This is a genomic window from Microbacterium sp. M4A5_1d (genome assembly GCF_053345465.1).
On record NZ_JBKFAD010000001.1, the window covers coordinates 1,334,228 to 1,349,084 of the forward strand.

At 71.2% G+C, this 14,857-nt stretch carries 12 protein-coding genes; 3 read left to right on the plus strand and 9 right to left on the minus strand.

What is annotated here, in order from left to right:
• Positions 1 to 40 precede the first annotated feature (40 nt).
• The 8 genes from kduD to ACLBWJ_RS06500 form a co-directional block, all read right to left on the minus strand.
• Positions 41 to 805 (minus strand): 2-dehydro-3-deoxy-D-gluconate 5-dehydrogenase KduD, encoded by a 765-nt coding sequence (gene kduD / locus ACLBWJ_RS06465; RefSeq protein WP_269267195.1) that lies wholly within the window; start codon positions 803 to 805, stop codon positions 41 to 43.
• The gene (locus ACLBWJ_RS06470; RefSeq protein WP_323987222.1) at positions 802 to 1,674 is read right to left on the minus strand and encodes a fumarylacetoacetate hydrolase family protein; all 873 of its coding nucleotides are present in this window, start codon (positions 1,672 to 1,674) and stop codon (positions 802 to 804) included. Before ACLBWJ_RS06470 ends, kduD begins: the two co-directional genes overlap by 4 nt.
• Positions 1,671 to 2,897 (minus strand): glycoside hydrolase family 88 protein, encoded by a 1,227-nt coding sequence (locus ACLBWJ_RS06475; RefSeq protein WP_323987220.1) that lies wholly within the window; start codon positions 2,895 to 2,897, stop codon positions 1,671 to 1,673. The genes ACLBWJ_RS06470 and ACLBWJ_RS06475 overlap by 4 nt, the downstream gene beginning before the upstream one ends.
• A 21-nt stretch (positions 2,898 to 2,918) precedes the next feature.
• A complete protein-coding gene (locus ACLBWJ_RS06480) occupies positions 2,919 to 3,590 on the minus strand; it encodes a DUF624 domain-containing protein (protein WP_269267190.1) in 672 nt (223 codons plus the stop codon).
• A gap of 4 nt (positions 3,591 to 3,594) precedes the next feature.
• On the minus strand, positions 3,595 to 4,515 hold the full coding sequence (locus ACLBWJ_RS06485) for a carbohydrate ABC transporter permease (protein ID WP_269267189.1): 921 nt from the start codon (positions 4,513 to 4,515) through the stop codon (positions 3,595 to 3,597).
• A complete protein-coding gene (locus ACLBWJ_RS06490; RefSeq protein WP_269267188.1) occupies positions 4,515 to 5,450 on the minus strand; it encodes a carbohydrate ABC transporter permease in 936 nt (311 codons plus the stop codon). Before ACLBWJ_RS06490 ends, ACLBWJ_RS06485 begins: the two co-directional genes overlap by 1 nt.
• Positions 5,451 to 5,542: 92 nt before the next feature.
• Positions 5,543 to 6,826 (minus strand): ABC transporter substrate-binding protein, encoded by a 1,284-nt coding sequence (locus ACLBWJ_RS06495; protein ID WP_274178349.1) that lies wholly within the window; start codon positions 6,824 to 6,826, stop codon positions 5,543 to 5,545.
• On the minus strand, positions 6,823 to 8,841 hold the full coding sequence (locus ACLBWJ_RS06500; RefSeq protein WP_274178348.1) for a DUF2264 domain-containing protein: 2,019 nt from the start codon (positions 8,839 to 8,841) through the stop codon (positions 6,823 to 6,825). Before ACLBWJ_RS06500 ends, ACLBWJ_RS06495 begins: the two co-directional genes overlap by 4 nt.
• A 166-nt stretch (positions 8,842 to 9,007) precedes the next feature.
• On the opposite strand from ACLBWJ_RS06500, the gene ACLBWJ_RS06505 reads away from it, so the two are divergent.
• The 3 genes from ACLBWJ_RS06505 to ACLBWJ_RS06515 are packed head-to-tail and all read left to right on the plus strand — an operon-like array spanning position 9,008 to position 13,649.
• Positions 9,008 to 10,891 carry a heparinase II/III domain-containing protein gene (locus tag ACLBWJ_RS06505; protein WP_447659930.1) on the plus strand — a complete coding sequence of 628 codons (1,884 nt, stop codon included), beginning with the start codon at positions 9,008 to 9,010 and terminating at the stop codon, positions 10,889 to 10,891.
• Entirely contained in the window at positions 10,888 to 12,003 is a 1,116-nt protein-coding gene (locus tag ACLBWJ_RS06510; RefSeq protein WP_269267185.1) for a substrate-binding domain-containing protein, read from the plus strand. Before ACLBWJ_RS06505 ends, ACLBWJ_RS06510 begins: the two co-directional genes overlap by 4 nt.
• Positions 12,000 to 13,649 carry an acyltransferase gene (locus ACLBWJ_RS06515; RefSeq protein ID WP_447659931.1) on the plus strand — a complete coding sequence of 550 codons (1,650 nt, stop codon included), beginning with the start codon at positions 12,000 to 12,002 and terminating at the stop codon, positions 13,647 to 13,649. The genes ACLBWJ_RS06510 and ACLBWJ_RS06515 overlap by 4 nt, the downstream gene beginning before the upstream one ends.
• Positions 13,650 to 13,723: 74 nt before the next feature.
• Here ACLBWJ_RS06515 and ACLBWJ_RS06520 read toward each other — a convergent pair whose 3' ends face one another.
• Positions 13,724 to 14,857: a glycerate kinase gene (locus tag ACLBWJ_RS06520; protein ID WP_447659932.1), complete on the minus strand. Its 1,134-nt coding sequence runs from the start codon at positions 14,855 to 14,857 to the stop codon at positions 13,724 to 13,726.

A 14,857-nucleotide genomic window follows, 5' to 3' on the forward strand; every position in this document is an offset into this window, starting at 1 on the left:
GCGGGATGCCGGTGATGGAACGGGGAGGACCGGGGCCGGCTCAGCGGACGAGCCAGCCGCCGTCGACGGGCACGATCGCGCCGGTGACGTACGCCGCGGCATCCGAGGCGAGGAAGACGAAGGCACCCTGCAGGTCGCCGGGGGTGCCCCACCGGCCGGCGGGGATGCGGGCCAGGATCGATGCCTCGCGGTCGGCGTCGGCCCGGATCGGCGCGGTGTTGTCGGTCGCCATGTACCCGGGCGCGACCGCGTTGACGGTCACCCCCGACGCGGCCCACTCGTTCGCGAGCGCCTTGGTGAGGCCGGCGACCGCGTGCTTCGACGCCGCGTAGCCGGGCACGAGGATGCCGCCCTGGAACGACAGCATCGACGCGACGTTGATGATGCGCCCCGAGCCCTGCGCGATCATGCGGCGCCCGGCGGCCTGCGACAGATGGAACACGGCGTCGAGGTTGACCGCGAGCACGTCGTCCCAGTCGGCGGCCGGGTGGTCGGCGGCCGGGGCACGACGGATGATTCCGGCGTTGTTGACGAGGATGTCGATGCCGCCGAGCTCGGCGACCGTCTCGGCGACCGCTTCGGCGAGCTGCTCCGGCGTCGCGGTACCGAGATCGAGGCGGATGCGGTGCGCGCGGCGACCGAGCGCGGTGATCGCCTCCGCCGTCTCGGCCGCGTCGCCGCGGTCGAGTAGCGCGACATCCGCGCCTGCCTCGGCGAGAGCGACGGCGGCGCCCTGGCCGAGGCCGCGAGTGGAACCGGTGACGAGGGCGACGCGGCCGTCCAGCCGGAAGGAGTCGAGGATCATGCGGGGCCTCCGATGAAGGTGGTGGTCAGTTCGCCGAGACGCTCGATGCGCACGGTGACCGTGTCGCCGGGACGCAGCGGGCGGTGGCTGGCCTGCGCGTCCGGCAGCTTCTGCGGCGTGCCGGTCGAGATGACGTCGCCGGGTTCGAGCGTCATGACGCTGCTGAGGTACGACACGACGCGCGCGACCGAGAAGATCGTGGTGGCGGTGGACTGCGAGACGGTCACGACGCCGTCGCGGACGACCTCGACGAGCATGTCCTGCGGGTCGCCCGCCTCGTCGGGTGTGACGAGCCACGGCCCGAGCGGCGCGAAGCCGTCGAAGCACTTGCCCATCGCCCACTGGCTCTGCCGCCGCTGCCACGAGCGGTCCGACACGTCGTTGAGAATCGTGTAGCCGGCGACGTGCGAGAGCGCCGTCGCCTCATCGACATCCTTGGCCCGCCGCCCGATGACGACGGCGATCTCGCCTTCGTAGTCGACGTCGTCCGCGACCGCGGGCACCACGACGGGGTCGGCCGGTCCGGCGAGGGTGTTGGGGGTCTTCACGAAGATATCGGGGAACGCGGGGTCGTCGGCGGTCGGGTCGGCGCCGTCGGGCACATGCCCCCGGTAGTTGTAGCCGAGGCACAGGATCTTCCCCGGACGCACCGGCGCCTCGAGCCGCGCTGCCGACAGCTCGAGGTCGGCGACATCCGCACGCGCTGCGGCGCGGTCGAGCGCGTCGCGGTCGGCCGCGAGCAGGTCGGTCAGCGCCGCGGGTCCGAGGTCGACGACGCGGTCGACGCCGTCGACCGTCACGACGACGCCCGACCGGACGGCCCCCTCGGCATCGGCCGCGCGGACCGCGCGGTAACGGACGAGCCTCACCAGTACGGCTTCCAGTCGGGGCGCGCCGCGCGAACCAGAGCCTCGAGGTAGAAGTAGTCGCCCCACAGCGTGCCCTCGTCGACGCCGACGGACTTCGGCAGGTCGTAGACGCTGTGCAGCAGCACCGCGTCGGCGGCTTCGGGGCTCTCGGGCGTGTAGTTCTCGATGAGCGACGCGAGGATCTCGTGAGCCGCCGCACGATAGCGCGAGGCGGCCTCGGTATCGGCATCCGTCCCCGCTTCGAGCACGCCGGCGAGTTCGAACAGCCCCGACACCGCGATCGCGGCCGACGAGCTGTCGCGCGGAGCGTCGGCGCCGTCGGTGTAGACCATGTCCCAGAAGGGCACGCGGTCGCTCGGGAGGTGCGAGAGGAAGCGTTCGGCGCAGCGACGCGACGCGTCGAGCAGCGCCGGGTCGCCGGTCGCGCGGTGGTTCATCGCGAAGCCGTAGATTCCCCACGCCTGACCGCGCGCCCAGCACGAGTCGTCGAATGCACCCTGCTCGGTCGCTCCGCGCAGCGGCTCACCGGTCTCGGGGTCCCAGTAGAAGGTGTGGAAGGTCGTGTCGTCGTCGCGCAGGATGTGCGTGCGCAGCTGCGTCGTGTGGCGCCGCACCGCGTCGGCGAAGCGCTCCTGCCCGGTCTGCTCGCCCGCCCAGGTGAGCAACGGCATGTTCATGAGGCTGTCGACGATCGTGCGTCCGCGCTGCGCGGGGTCGGAGAGATCTCCCCATGCCTGGATGATGCCGGCGGGCTCGAGGAAGCGGCGCATGAGGTGATCGGCGGCCGCCAGGGCCGTCTCACGCGCGTCCTCGTCGCCGAGCAGCCGGTAGGGCGCGACCGAGGCGAGGCTGTACAGGAACCCCAGGTCGTGCGTGTCGAGGTCGTCCTCGTCGCGGATCCGTCGCGCGAAGTCCGCGGCGTGGGCCAGCCCGGCGTCGCGGAAGAAGGCGTCGCCGGTGATCTCCCACGCGATCCACATCATCCCCGGCCAGAAGCTGGTCGTCCAGCCGCGGTTGGCGCCGGCCGGGAACCCGTTCGCCGCGGGGCGGATCGGGTACCGGTCATCGTGCGTCGTGTCGTCGGGGTAGCTCAGCCCGAAGGTCTCGATGTTGCGGCGGAGCGTGCTCAGGGCGTCGGCGATCGCCGCCTCGATGGCGCCGCTGTCGCGCGCGAGGGCCGCGTCCGCGGGTACGCCGAGGTCGGTGCCGGGGAGGGATGTCATGTCGAGGGGTTCCTTCGGGGTTCAGACGGTCTGAGGCTCGGGATCACCGAGCGCCGGACGGAGGATGTATCGGGCGTTGGCCCAGGCGAGGTAGAGCGCCGGCGCCGAGGTGAGACCGATCGCGATGGCCGGCATCGAGACGAACAGCCCCGCCTGCAGCGCGATGACGGCGAGCGAGACGAGGCTCAGCCACCACCGGCGCACGCTCAGGAGCACCGCCGCTCGGGCGATCGAGCGCAGCGAGGCGTCGGGCTCTTCGGCGAGGGCAGCGAACGCGACGAGACCCGATGCGAGCAGGAGCACGGTCAGCACGCCGAGCACGGGGACGACCGCGACCCCCGCCTGCATCGGTGCGAAGAAGCGGACGTCGACCAGCACGACGACGAGGGCCGCCACGACGATCCCGCCCAGCACGATGGCCTTGCGCCACGAGCGCTTCCAGCTGCGGACGAAGGTCCGGACGACCTGGTTCTCACCCTCGCCGTGGGCGCGGAAGGTCGCGAACGCCGCCGTGATGCCCGGTGCGCACACCGGTGCCACGACGGCGAGCATCGGCCACGACAGCGCGGGGTCGGTGATCACCAGCAGCACGACGAGCGGCAGGCACGATGCCAGCAGCAGCAGGTTCGTCATGAGCCCGAGGTAGACGACGCCGAAGACGGTCGCGTAGGTGTTGTGCGAGATGCGCTTCACGGCCTCAGCCCTTCATCCCGCTGGTCGCGATGCCCTCGACGAAGTACTTCTGCCCGACGAGGAAGATGATCGCGATCGGCACCACCGAGATGACGAGTCCGGCGAACAGCAGGGCGTAGTTGGTGTCGTAGAGGTTGCTCACGAAGCTCTTGAGTCCGAGCTGGATGGTCCACAGGTCGGGGTTGCGCAGGTAGATGAGCGGCCCCAGGTAGTCGTTCCAGGTGTTCACGAACGTGAGCAGCGTGAGGCTCGCGAGGGCGGGCACCGAGAGGGGCAGCATGATGCGGCGCCAGATGCCGTACTCGCTCAGGCCGTCGAGGCGCGCGGCCTCCGAGAGCTCCTCGGGGATGGTCTCGTAGAACTGCTTCATGAGGAACACCCCGAAGGCGCCGAACGCCTGGATGAGGATGATGGCCCACAGCGTGTTCGAGACCTTGACGTTGGAGAGCAGGATGAACTGCGGGATCATGTACGACTGCCACGGCACGGCGATCGTGCCGATGTAGGCGAGGAACAGCACGTCGCGGCCGGGGAAGCGGATGCGGGCGAAGCCGTAGGCCGCGAACGACCCGGTCAGCACCTGCAGGAAGGTGACGACGACCGCGAGCACGAGCGTGTTGCGGATCCAGGTCAGCATCCCCGACTGGTTCCAGATGTCGACGTAGTTCTGCCAGACGAACACCTCGGGGATCCACTGGATCGGCACCGAGAAGACCTCGTTCGCCGTCTTGAGCGAGCTCATGATCATCCAGAAGAACGGCAGCAGCAGTGCCGCCGCGGCGATGATGAGCGCGACGTAGCCGGCGAGGCGTCCGACGCGGCGCAGCGGCGACACGGTGTCGGGGCGGTGTCCCTCGGGCAGGCCGTCGGCTGCGATCTTGCGCAGCGCCCGGCGGTCGTCCTGGGGTACGAGAAGATTCGTCATCAGACGTTCCTCCGCTTGTTCCAGATGAACTGGAGGATGGTCACGAGGATGCAGAGGAAGAAGAGCGCCACGGCGGCCGCGGAGGCGTAGCCGAACTGGTTCTCCTCGAACCCCTTGCGGTAGATGAACTGCGAGATCACGAGCGTCGACTGACCCGGCCCGCCCTCGGTCATGACGAGGATCAGGTCGAAGATCTTGAACGAGTTGATCGTGAGCATCACGGTGACGAAGAACATCGTCGGCCGCAGGCACGGCAGGGTGACGTTCACGAAGCGCTCCCACGCGTTCGCGCCGTCCATGCGGGCAGCTTCGTAGAGCTCGCGGGGCACGGTCTGGAGCCCCGCGAGGAACAGGATCATGTAGTAGCCCATGTCTCGCCAGGTGCTGACGATGACGACGGCGGGCATCGCCCACTCCGACGAGGTGAGCCAGCCGGGCGGGTTGGCGATGCCCACGGCGCGGAGGATCTCGTTGATCGGGCCGTACTCGGGGCTGAAGAGCAGGTTCCACACGACCGCGATCGCGACGATCGAGGTGATGTAGGGGAAGAACGCGGCGGTGCGGAAGAACGCGACGCCGCGCAGCTTGTTGTTCAGCAGCAGCGCGAGACCGAGCGACGCGATGATCGTCAGCGGGATGTGCAGCGCGGCGTAGTACAGAGTGTTGACGAACGAGATGCGGAAGCTGCCGTCACCGAGCAGCCGCTCGAAGTTGGCGAGGCCCACCCAGTTCGCCGTGCCGAAGATGTTCCAGTTCGTCAGCGACATGTAGAACAGGGTGATGACCGGCACGAGGGTCAGCAGGGCGAAGCCGACGAAGTTCGGCAGGATGAAGCTCCACCCCAGCAGCGTGTTGCGCAGGGTCAGCTTCGATCGCCTGCGGCGCTGCGCCGGCTCGGGGCGGCGCGCCTTCGGTGAGGCGGCAGTGGTGGTCATGGTGTCTCCTGGGGAGGACGGCGGGGGATGCGGCCGGCGCGGGGTGCCGCGCCGGCCGCGGGGTGCCGTCGGCGAAGCGACGGCGCGCGGGATCAGTCGAGACCGACCTCGTTGGCGACACGGTCCTCGGCCTCGGTGATGGCCCGCTCGACCGGGGTCGAGCCCGACAGGATCGCGCTGTGCATGTCGTTGAGGATGTTCTGGATCGCCGCCGTCTTGTTCGACGTCGGGTTCTCGGGGTGGACGTCGCCGGTCGACCACGCGAACTTCGACAGCTCGTCGGTCGGAGCGCCCTCGACGGCGAAGTACGCCTCGGTGACGGCGTCGTTCGACGCGGCCGGGGTGATGCCGATCTTCGCCAGCTCCTCGGCGGCCTCCAGGCTCGCGGCATAGGCGAGGAAGTCCTTCGCCGCCTGCACCTTGGCGCCGTCGATGTTGGCGTTGATCGAGAAGCCGGTCGGGTCGCCGAACGTCACGGGCGTGTTGTCCATGCCGGTCGTCGACGCGTCGAGCTGCGGGATCGGCGCGATGCCCCACTCGAAGTCGTTGGCCTCACCGGAGGCCTGCTGCGAGATCAGGGTCGCGACGTACCACGTGCCCATCGGCAGCATGGCGGCCTTCTGCGTGCCGAACTCGCCCTGGTAGGTGAGCTGGTTGGCCGTCGAGGTGTTGAAGTCGACCTGCGCGCCGGCACCCTGGAGCGCGAGCACCCGGTTGTAGTAGTCGGCGAAGTAGCCGTAGTCGCCCGAAAGCACGTCGGTGTCCTCCTGTGCCGAGGCGAAGCCCTGCACGGTCGACTGCCAGCGGTGCTGGTAGGTGCCCTTCGCGACTCCCGCGGTGTTGATCGCCTCGGCGGCCGCGTCGTAGTCCTCCCACGTCCACGAGCCGTCGGGGTACTCCTGGCCCGCGGCGTCGAAGAGCGTCTTGTTGTAGAACAGCACCCAGCGGTCCTGGCGGTAGGGCACGCCGTAGGCGGTGCCGTCGACCTCGTACGACGAGGCGCCGCCGACGCCGTCGGGCAGCTCGACGTCGGAGACGTCCATGAGCTGGCCGCCCTCCTGGAACGTCGTGACGAACTTCACCTCTTTCTGGGTGATGATGTCGGGTCCGACGCCCGCGGCGAGGTCGGCGGTGACCAGCGTGTTGTACTCAGCCGCGTCGTACTGCTTGAGCTCGACCGTGACGTCGGGGTTCTTCTCGTGGAAGGCGTCGGCGAGCACCTGGAACTCGGGGGTGGTGTCGAGGCTCCACCCCGACAGGGTCAGGGTGACGGGGCCGTCGGCGGTCTGGGCGGGCTCGGATCCCCCGCCGCAGGCGGCGAGCGACAGGGTGGCGACGACCGCCATTCCTGCTGCGGCTGCGAATTTGCGCTTCATGCGTGCTGCTCCTTTGCGATTGCGTGCGAGGTCCCACGTCGGACCTCGTGATGCCGAAGCGCCGGGGCAGGCGATTCGGAGTCGATGAGACGGCTCACGGTCCGGGCCCCGTCGGGCCAGGTGACCGTGACCGAGGCGCCGTCGACGGCGACGGCCGCGTGCGGTGCGCTGCGCTCGCCACCGGCGAGATCGAGCAGGGCGACGACGGGCTCGCCGACGCGCACCGCGTGCTCGATGACGGGCACGAGCGTGCGGACGCCGAGCGGATCGGCGTCTGCACGAGACACGAGTCCCGCGACCCCGCCGGTGGTCAGGGCGCGGATGCCGCTGCTGCGGCCCCGCGATGACACCCACGCTCCGGTGTCGTCGGTACCGCCGACCACCTCGTCACCCGAGAGCGGCCAGCCGCCGAGGCGGAGTCGCAGCGATGCGGCATCCTGCCCGGGCGCGAGTGCGTCGACGACGATGACACGCACCTCCGACGATCCGCGGACGATCGAGGTGGTCGTGACGGTGCCCACGGACGTGGCATGTCCGACCAGCCCGGATCCGTGACGATGCGCGCTGGGGACCGGGTCGACGAGGTGCGCGTCCCAGCGGGATGCCGCGATCCCGACCCGCCCGTCCGCGTCATCCTGCACGCGCACGTCGCGCAGGGTCATCGCCGTGCGGTGCGTCGCACGTCCGTCCGAGTCGACGAGTGCGACCGACTGCTCGAGCGGCTCGAGCCAGCCACGCTCGTCGACGATCGGCGAGGTGGCCGTGGAGTAGCCCAGTCGCGCATAGAGCGGTGAATCGGTCGTGCGGTCGCCCGGGAACGCGTGGTCGGTGCCGTGGTTGACGATGCGGACGATTCCGTCGGCGACCGTGCCCGACACGATCCAGCCGGGCGATGCGATCGCGCGCAGGTCGTCCCCCGCCTCGATCGGCAACGGCTCGGCCGGGGCCGTCCAGGCCGGGTGGTCGGCGGGCAGCAGCAGACCGAGGAAGCCCTTGACGGCCCAGTACGGCGAACCCGGGCCGGAGTACGACTGTGCGAGCCCGCGCCAGGTGCCGTGCCAGCCCATCGTGAGCAGGCCGTCGGCATCGGGGGCGCCGTGTTCGGCGAAGTGCGTCACGATCCGGTCGGCGGCGTGGCGGAGGCGGCCGGGGCTGTGTGAGGGCACATTCGCGATGGCGCCGGCCCAGAACGGCGCGGCGGCGGCGAAGCGGTAGATGAGGCTGCGGCCCTGGATGAGGGGCGAGCCGTCGCCGCCGACGAGCGCGAAGGCGTCGTGGAGGAACGCGTCGAGTCGGGCGACGTCGGCGCCCGTCCGGCCCCCGGCGAGATCGGTGGCCCCCGTCATGCGCGCCCACAGGATCGGATAGACATGCAGAGCCCACCCCACGTAGTGGTCGTAGGAGCGCTGGGCACCGTCGGAGAGCCAGCCGCCCTCGCGGACGAACGAGTCGTGACGGGCGAGGTCGGCGGCGATGTCGTCGGCCGACCAGGGGCCGCCGACCGAGCGCAGGAAGGTCTGCACGACGATGCGGAACCAGACCCAGTTGGTCTGCGGATAGGTGTCGTCGCCGACGACGGGAGCGAGGTAGTCGACGACGCGCTGCTGCGTGAGGTTGTCGAGACGCTCCCAGATCCAGGGGCGGGTCAGATCGAGGACGAGGGCGAGGGATGCCGCCTCGACCTTGGCCTGCGCGTGCTCCTCCATCCGAACCCACCGGTCGGGTGCGTTCGGGTCGACGCCCGAGACGATTCCGCGCGAGTAGTGCGCGATGAGCTCGTCTACCCCCTCGCCTCGTGCGCCCGCGATCCGGAATCCTGCGAGCAGGAAGGTGCGCGCGAAGCCCTCGAGCCCATCGACGGCGTGACCGTAGCCACCCTCGGCGCCCGGGAAGTGGATGCGGCCCGCGCCGGGCGTCGCGTGACGGAGCGCGGCATCGAGCAGAACGTCGGCGCGGGCGACCCAGGTGTCACGCTCGGTCGCGCCGTGTGGCGGGTTCGGGTGCTCAGAAGTCACCGGTTCTCCTTCGAAGGGCTTCATGGTCGTCATCGTTGATCGCGACCGATTCGGAGATTAGCAACCCGATTCGATCATTGCAAGATCTTCTTCGTTTCCTTATGATCGATACTGATCGATTTATTCGTCTGGACTGGTGACACCGCCGTCACCCGAAGGAGCAGCCGTGCTGTGGAACACCGAGGGATTCGCCGGCCCGCTCGCGGCCGTCTGCGGCGATGTCCCGGCTCGCCTCCGCCCGCCCGCCGACGCCCTGCCCGTGCCCGACGCCGACCACTGGGCCCGACTGGTCCCGTCATCCGCCGTGCGCCCGCTCGTCGACCGGGCACGCGCGGACCTCGACGCACCGTGGCCGCAGCCCCGCGCGAGCGCGGCAGCGCGCGTGCATCGCGACGGCGACCGCGACGGCTACGAGCAGCAGGTCTTCACGCGGCAGCGGCGGCTGAGTCGGGCGGTGGTCGCAGCACTGTCGGACCCCGACCCCCGATACCTCGATGAGGTCGCGGACGGCGTCTGGCTGCTGTGCGAGCAGTCGACGTGGTGCTGGCCCGCCCACGACGACACCTTCTCGCGGCACGGGTCGGTGCTGGCGACCGTCACCGACCCGTTCCTCGATCTCGGCGCGGGCGAAGTCGTCGGACAGCTCGCGTGGATCGACCACGTGCTCGGGCGACGACTCGACGAGCGATACCCCGGGCTGCGGCAGCGCATCCGGCACGAGGCCCGCACTCGCGTCATCGAGCCGTTCCTCTCGCGACGCGACTGGCACTGGCTCGGGCTCGACGGGCACGTCCACAACTGGAATCCCTGGATCCACGGGAACGTGCTGGTCGCTGGGCTCGTCCTGTGCGAGGAGGGCGATGAACGCGATCAGCTCGTCGCCCTGGTGGCACAGGGCCTGGACCGCTACGTCGCCGCGCTTCCGGCAGACGGCGCGATCGACGAGGGATACGCGTACTGGTGGAACGGTGCGTGCCGGGCGCTCGAGGCTCTCGACCTGCTCGCCTACGCCACCGATGGCGCGTGGAATCCGGTGCCCGAGGTGGAGGCCCTGCGCGAAACGGTCGCGTTCCCCCATCGCTCGCACCTCGGCGGCCCGTGGTACGTCAACCTCGCCGACGGCCCCGCCCGTCCCCCGGCGGATCAGCCCTGGCACGCCCTGCACCGGGCGGCTCGCGCCGTCGGCGACGACGAGGCCCGCCGCCACGCCGTCGCGCAGCGCCGCAACGATCTCCCCGCCACCGAGGAGGCCGGACTCGGTCGTCTGCTGCGCGCGCTGACCGACGACGCGTGGCTCGCGGAGCCGCGCGAATCCAGCCCGTTGCCCCCTGGGGTCTGGCTTCCGTCCACGCAGGTCTGGCTCGCCCGCGGCCACGCGGGCAGCGCCGCCGGACTCACCATCGTGATGAAGGGCGGCCACAACGACGAGAACCACAACCACAACGACGTCGGCTCGATCATCGTCGCGTCCGACGGCGTGCCGGTGATCGTCGACGCCGGCCGGCCGACCTACACGGCGCAGACCTTCGGCCCCGGCCGATACGACATCTGGACCATGCAGAGCGACTGGCACAGCGTGCCCCGCATCTCGGGCTCGGCGCAGCCGCATGGCGCGGCGTTCGCGGCATCCGATCCGGTCATCGTCCGAACGGATGAGATGGAGGCGCTGGATCTCGAGATCGGCGGCGCCTACCCCGCCGGCTCGGTACGCTCGTGGCGACGCCGGGCTGCGCTTCACCGCTCGGGACACGTCACGATCGACGACCGCTGGGAAGCCGCCGGACCGGATACCGAGGTGCGCCTGCTCCTCGCGGGCTCGGTGACGACGGGCGACGGATGGGCTCGCGTGACACCGCTGGACGGCGCGACCCCGGTGCGCATCACGTGGCCCGCCGGGGCACCGCACACCCTCGTCGTTCGCGAACTCGACGATCCGATGCTGACCGACGTCTGGGGCGACCGCCTGAGCCGCCTCGCGATCAGCGCCGGTGGTCGTACCGAGCTGCGTGTCACGGTAGAACAGGAACGGAACGAGGACGAGCGACCATGACCGACCCCACACCGGCGCTGCTGGCGGCCGAGCGCCGCGCGCACATCCTGGCGACGATGGAGCGCGAGGGCGCCGTGCGCATCTCGCAGCTGACCGACGAGCTGGGCGCCGCCACGGTGACCCTGCGACGCGACCTCGCGCAGATGGAGCAGGAGGGGCTGCTGCAGCGCGTGCACGGGGGCGCCATCCCCGCCACCGGTCAGCACACGCACCCGCCGGTCGCGGGCAGCGGCCCCGAGTCTGCCGCCGGCTCGATCGCCGTGCTCGTCCCCTCGCTGAACTTCTACTGGCCCGGGGTCGTGCGAGGCATGGAGGCCGCCGCACGCCGCCACGGACTCAAGGTCCACCTCCGGGGAGCGTCGTACGAGCTTCAGGACGAGCGTCCCGTGCTCGAGCGTCTCGTCGCGAGCGGCGACATCCGCGGCCTGATCGTCGCGCCGAACACCGACACCCCGCATTCGCAGGACGTCGTTCAGTGGCTCGCCGACTGCGGCACACCGAGCGTTCTCGTCGAGCGCGACGCGATCGTCCAGCCCGCCGGGGTCCCCGTCGAGGCGGTGACGACCGACCACGCGCTCGGCGCGGTCCTCGCGGCGCGCCACCTCGCCTCGCTCGGACACCGCAAGGTCGGGCTGGTGCTCTCACGCAACTCCCCCACCTCGCGCAAGATCGCCGCCGGCTGGCAGGCCGCGTGCGAGGAGCTCGGGCTCACGCCCGCCCAGCACATCGAGACGACCCTGCCCGACCGGGCGAGCGCGGAGTTCTCCGCCGCGGTCGACACGACCCTCGACCGGGCGCTCGGAAGCGGTGTCACCGCCCTTCTGGTGCACTCCGATCCCGAGGCGATGGCGTTCGTCGACCTCGCGCTCAACCGCGGCATCTCCGTGCCCGACGACCTGTCGATCATCGCTTACGACGACGAGGTGGCGGAGCTGTTCACGCCCGCGCTCACCGCCGTCGCACCGCCCCGCGTCAGCGTCGGCGAGACGGCGGTCGAGCTGCTCGTCTCGCGGATGGCCGACCCCGGCCGGCCCACCCGTCGCGTGATGCTCAACCCCACCCTCGTCGTGCGCGAGTCCACCGTCGCACCGCGGGCAGACGGCCCGGCGTGATCGACCGTCACGACTACTCGCCGTGGGACTTCTGGTCCACGGCATCCGCGGAGAGCCGGCGCCGCCAGCGCGAGCATCAGGCGGCGCTGGCGAACCAGCACGCGGACTGGTCGTTCGGCGATGACTGCTTCGTCTCGGAGCTCGCGGCGCTCGACGCCGACACCCTCGACCTGGGCGATCGCTCGTACATCGCCGCGGGCGCATATCTCACCGGCACCCTGCGCATCGGCGCGGACTGCTCCGTGAATCCGTCGACCGTGGTCCGCGGCGACGTCGTCTTCGGCGACGGCGTCAGGATGGGCGCGCACAGCTCGGTGCTCGGCTTCAACCACTCGATGGAGCCCGGGACGCCTGTCTTCCGGCAGCCGCTGACCAGCCGCGGCATCCGCATCGCCGACGACGTCTGGATCGGCTCGCACGTCGTCGTCCTCGACGGGGTCACCGTGGGCGCCTCGGCGGTGCTCGCAGCCGGTGCCGTCGTGACGAAGGACGTGCCCGCCGGCGCGATCGTCGGCGGCAACCCCGCTCGTCTGCTGCGGTGGCGCGTACCGCCCGAGGACGAGGCCGCGGCGCCGAACCGTCTGCGGGTGCGTCTGACCGACTTCGCCGACCGGGCTCGCGCCGAGGCCGGCGAGGTGCTCCGGCGTTCGCTCGACCCGGATACCGGGCTGTACGCCGACCGGCCGGGCGCCGCGCCGACGGTGCGGGCGCAGGGCGATGCCGTCGAGATCGCCGACCTCCTGTTGGGGTCGACGCCGCCGGACAGCGACCGGTCCGAGCTCATCGCCCGGCTGCGCGGCTGGCAGGATCCGGAGACGGGCGCGGTGCCGCCGCTCGGCGCGGTCGGCGTCCCCGGCTGGGATGACGGCGACACGGCCTATCACGTGCTCTCGACCGGCTACGCGCTCGACCTGTTGGGGTCGGAGTTCGCTCACCCCATCGGACTGATCCGCGACGCCACGGCCGATTCCGTGATCGCACGGCTCGATGCATTGCCCTGGGACACCGATCCTTGGAACGCCGGACATCACGTCGACGCGATCGGGACGGCTCTGCTCTGGGCCAGGCGCCGGGGCGACCGGATCGCGCCGGGCTTGGCCGAGGCCCTCTTCGGATGGCTCGTGACGCATGCGGATGCCGCGAGCGGTATGTGGGGCCGGCCTTCCGCCGACCGCGGCCTGCTGCTCGTCGTCAACGGCTTCTACCGGGCATCGCGCGGGACCTTCGCGCAGCACGGCATCCCCGTGCCGCATCCGGAGGCCGTCATCGACACGGTGCTCCGCCACGCCCGTGACGACCGCTGGTTCGACCCGGCACGGCTGGATGCCTGCAACGTGCTCGACGTCGCCCATCCCCTCTGGCTCACGCGGGCAGCCGGATACCGCCGCGCCGAGGTCGAGAACCTCGCGGCGCGCCTGCTCGACCATGTGCTCGACGAATGGCGAGCGGGGTCGGGCATGAGCTTCCACCTCGCCGGTGCAGAGCCGGGACTCCAGGGCACCGAGATGTGGCTCGCGATCGTCTGGTACCTCGCCGACCTGCTCGGCCTCTCGGACGCGCTGGGGTATCGACCACGGGGCGTCCACCGCCCCGAGCCCCCGGCATCCTCGCATCAGTCACTCAATGCACGACCAAGCGCCCAGTGAACGACCTTCCTACGTGAGCAAGCCGTGCGCTCGCGGCGAAGCCGTTCACTCGGGCGAGTCAACGCGCGGGCAGGCTAGATACGGGCCAGCGCGGCGCCGGCGGCGCGGAGCCAGCGAGCGGGGTCGCCGAGTGAGGCCGCGGCGGATCCCGCGAGGTCGGTGAGCGAGACGGATGACGCGAACGCTGCGATGTCGGCGTCAGCGGCGATCCGCCCCGCGACGAGGGCGACCGGCACCCCGGCGCCCGCGGCGAGCTCGGCGACGAACGCGGGGACCTTGCCTGCCGCGGACTGCCCGTCGAACGAGCCTTCGCCCGTGATGACGAGGTCGGCTCGGGCGATGGCGTCGGCGAGGCCGATGAGCGCGGCGACCTCGCGGGCGCCCGGGCTCAGGCGCGCGCCCCACGCGAGCAACCCGAACCCGGTGCCGCCGGCGGCTCCGGCCCCCGGCGTGGCAGCAAGCGACGCCCCATCCGGCACGAGGTCGGCGAGCCCGCTCAGCGCCGCGTCGGCTGCGGCGACCTGAGCCGTGTCGAGCCCCTTCTGCGGTCCGAACACGGCGGCAGCGCCACGCGCACCGAGCAGCGGGTTCGACACGTCACTGAGCACGTCGACGCCGCCCGGGGGAAGCGGTCGGAGCTCCGACAGGTCGACGTGCGCGATGTCGGCGAGGCCGCGCGCGCCGGACACGACGTCTCGTCCGGCGGCATCCGTGAACCGGGCGCCCAGCGCGCGCAGCATCCCGGCTCCGCCGTCGGTCGACGAGCTCGATCCGATGCCGAGCACGAGGCGGTCGACTCCGGCGTCGAGCGCGGCGGCGATCGCCTCGCCGAATCCGGTGGTGTCGGCGTCGAGGCCGCGTCGCTCGTCGCCCAGCAGCTCGATCCCCGAGGTCGAGGCCAGCTCGACGACTCCCACGGAGCCGCGATCCGACGCCGCCGACCGGTCGCCGGATGTCGGGGGAAGCAGCAGCCAGGACGCATCGACGGCTGTCCTCGCGGGGCCCGTGACGGTCACGGGCATCGGGCGCGCCTCGGGGATCGCCGCGGCGAACGCGTCGAGCGTGCCCTCGCCGCCGTCCGCCATCGGGCGCAGTTCGAGAACCGCGTCGGCGTCGGCGGATGCCCACCCCGCGGCGAGCTCACGCGCAGCCTCAGCGGCCGCGATGGACCCCTTGAAGCTGTCGATCGCGACGACGACGCGCGTCAC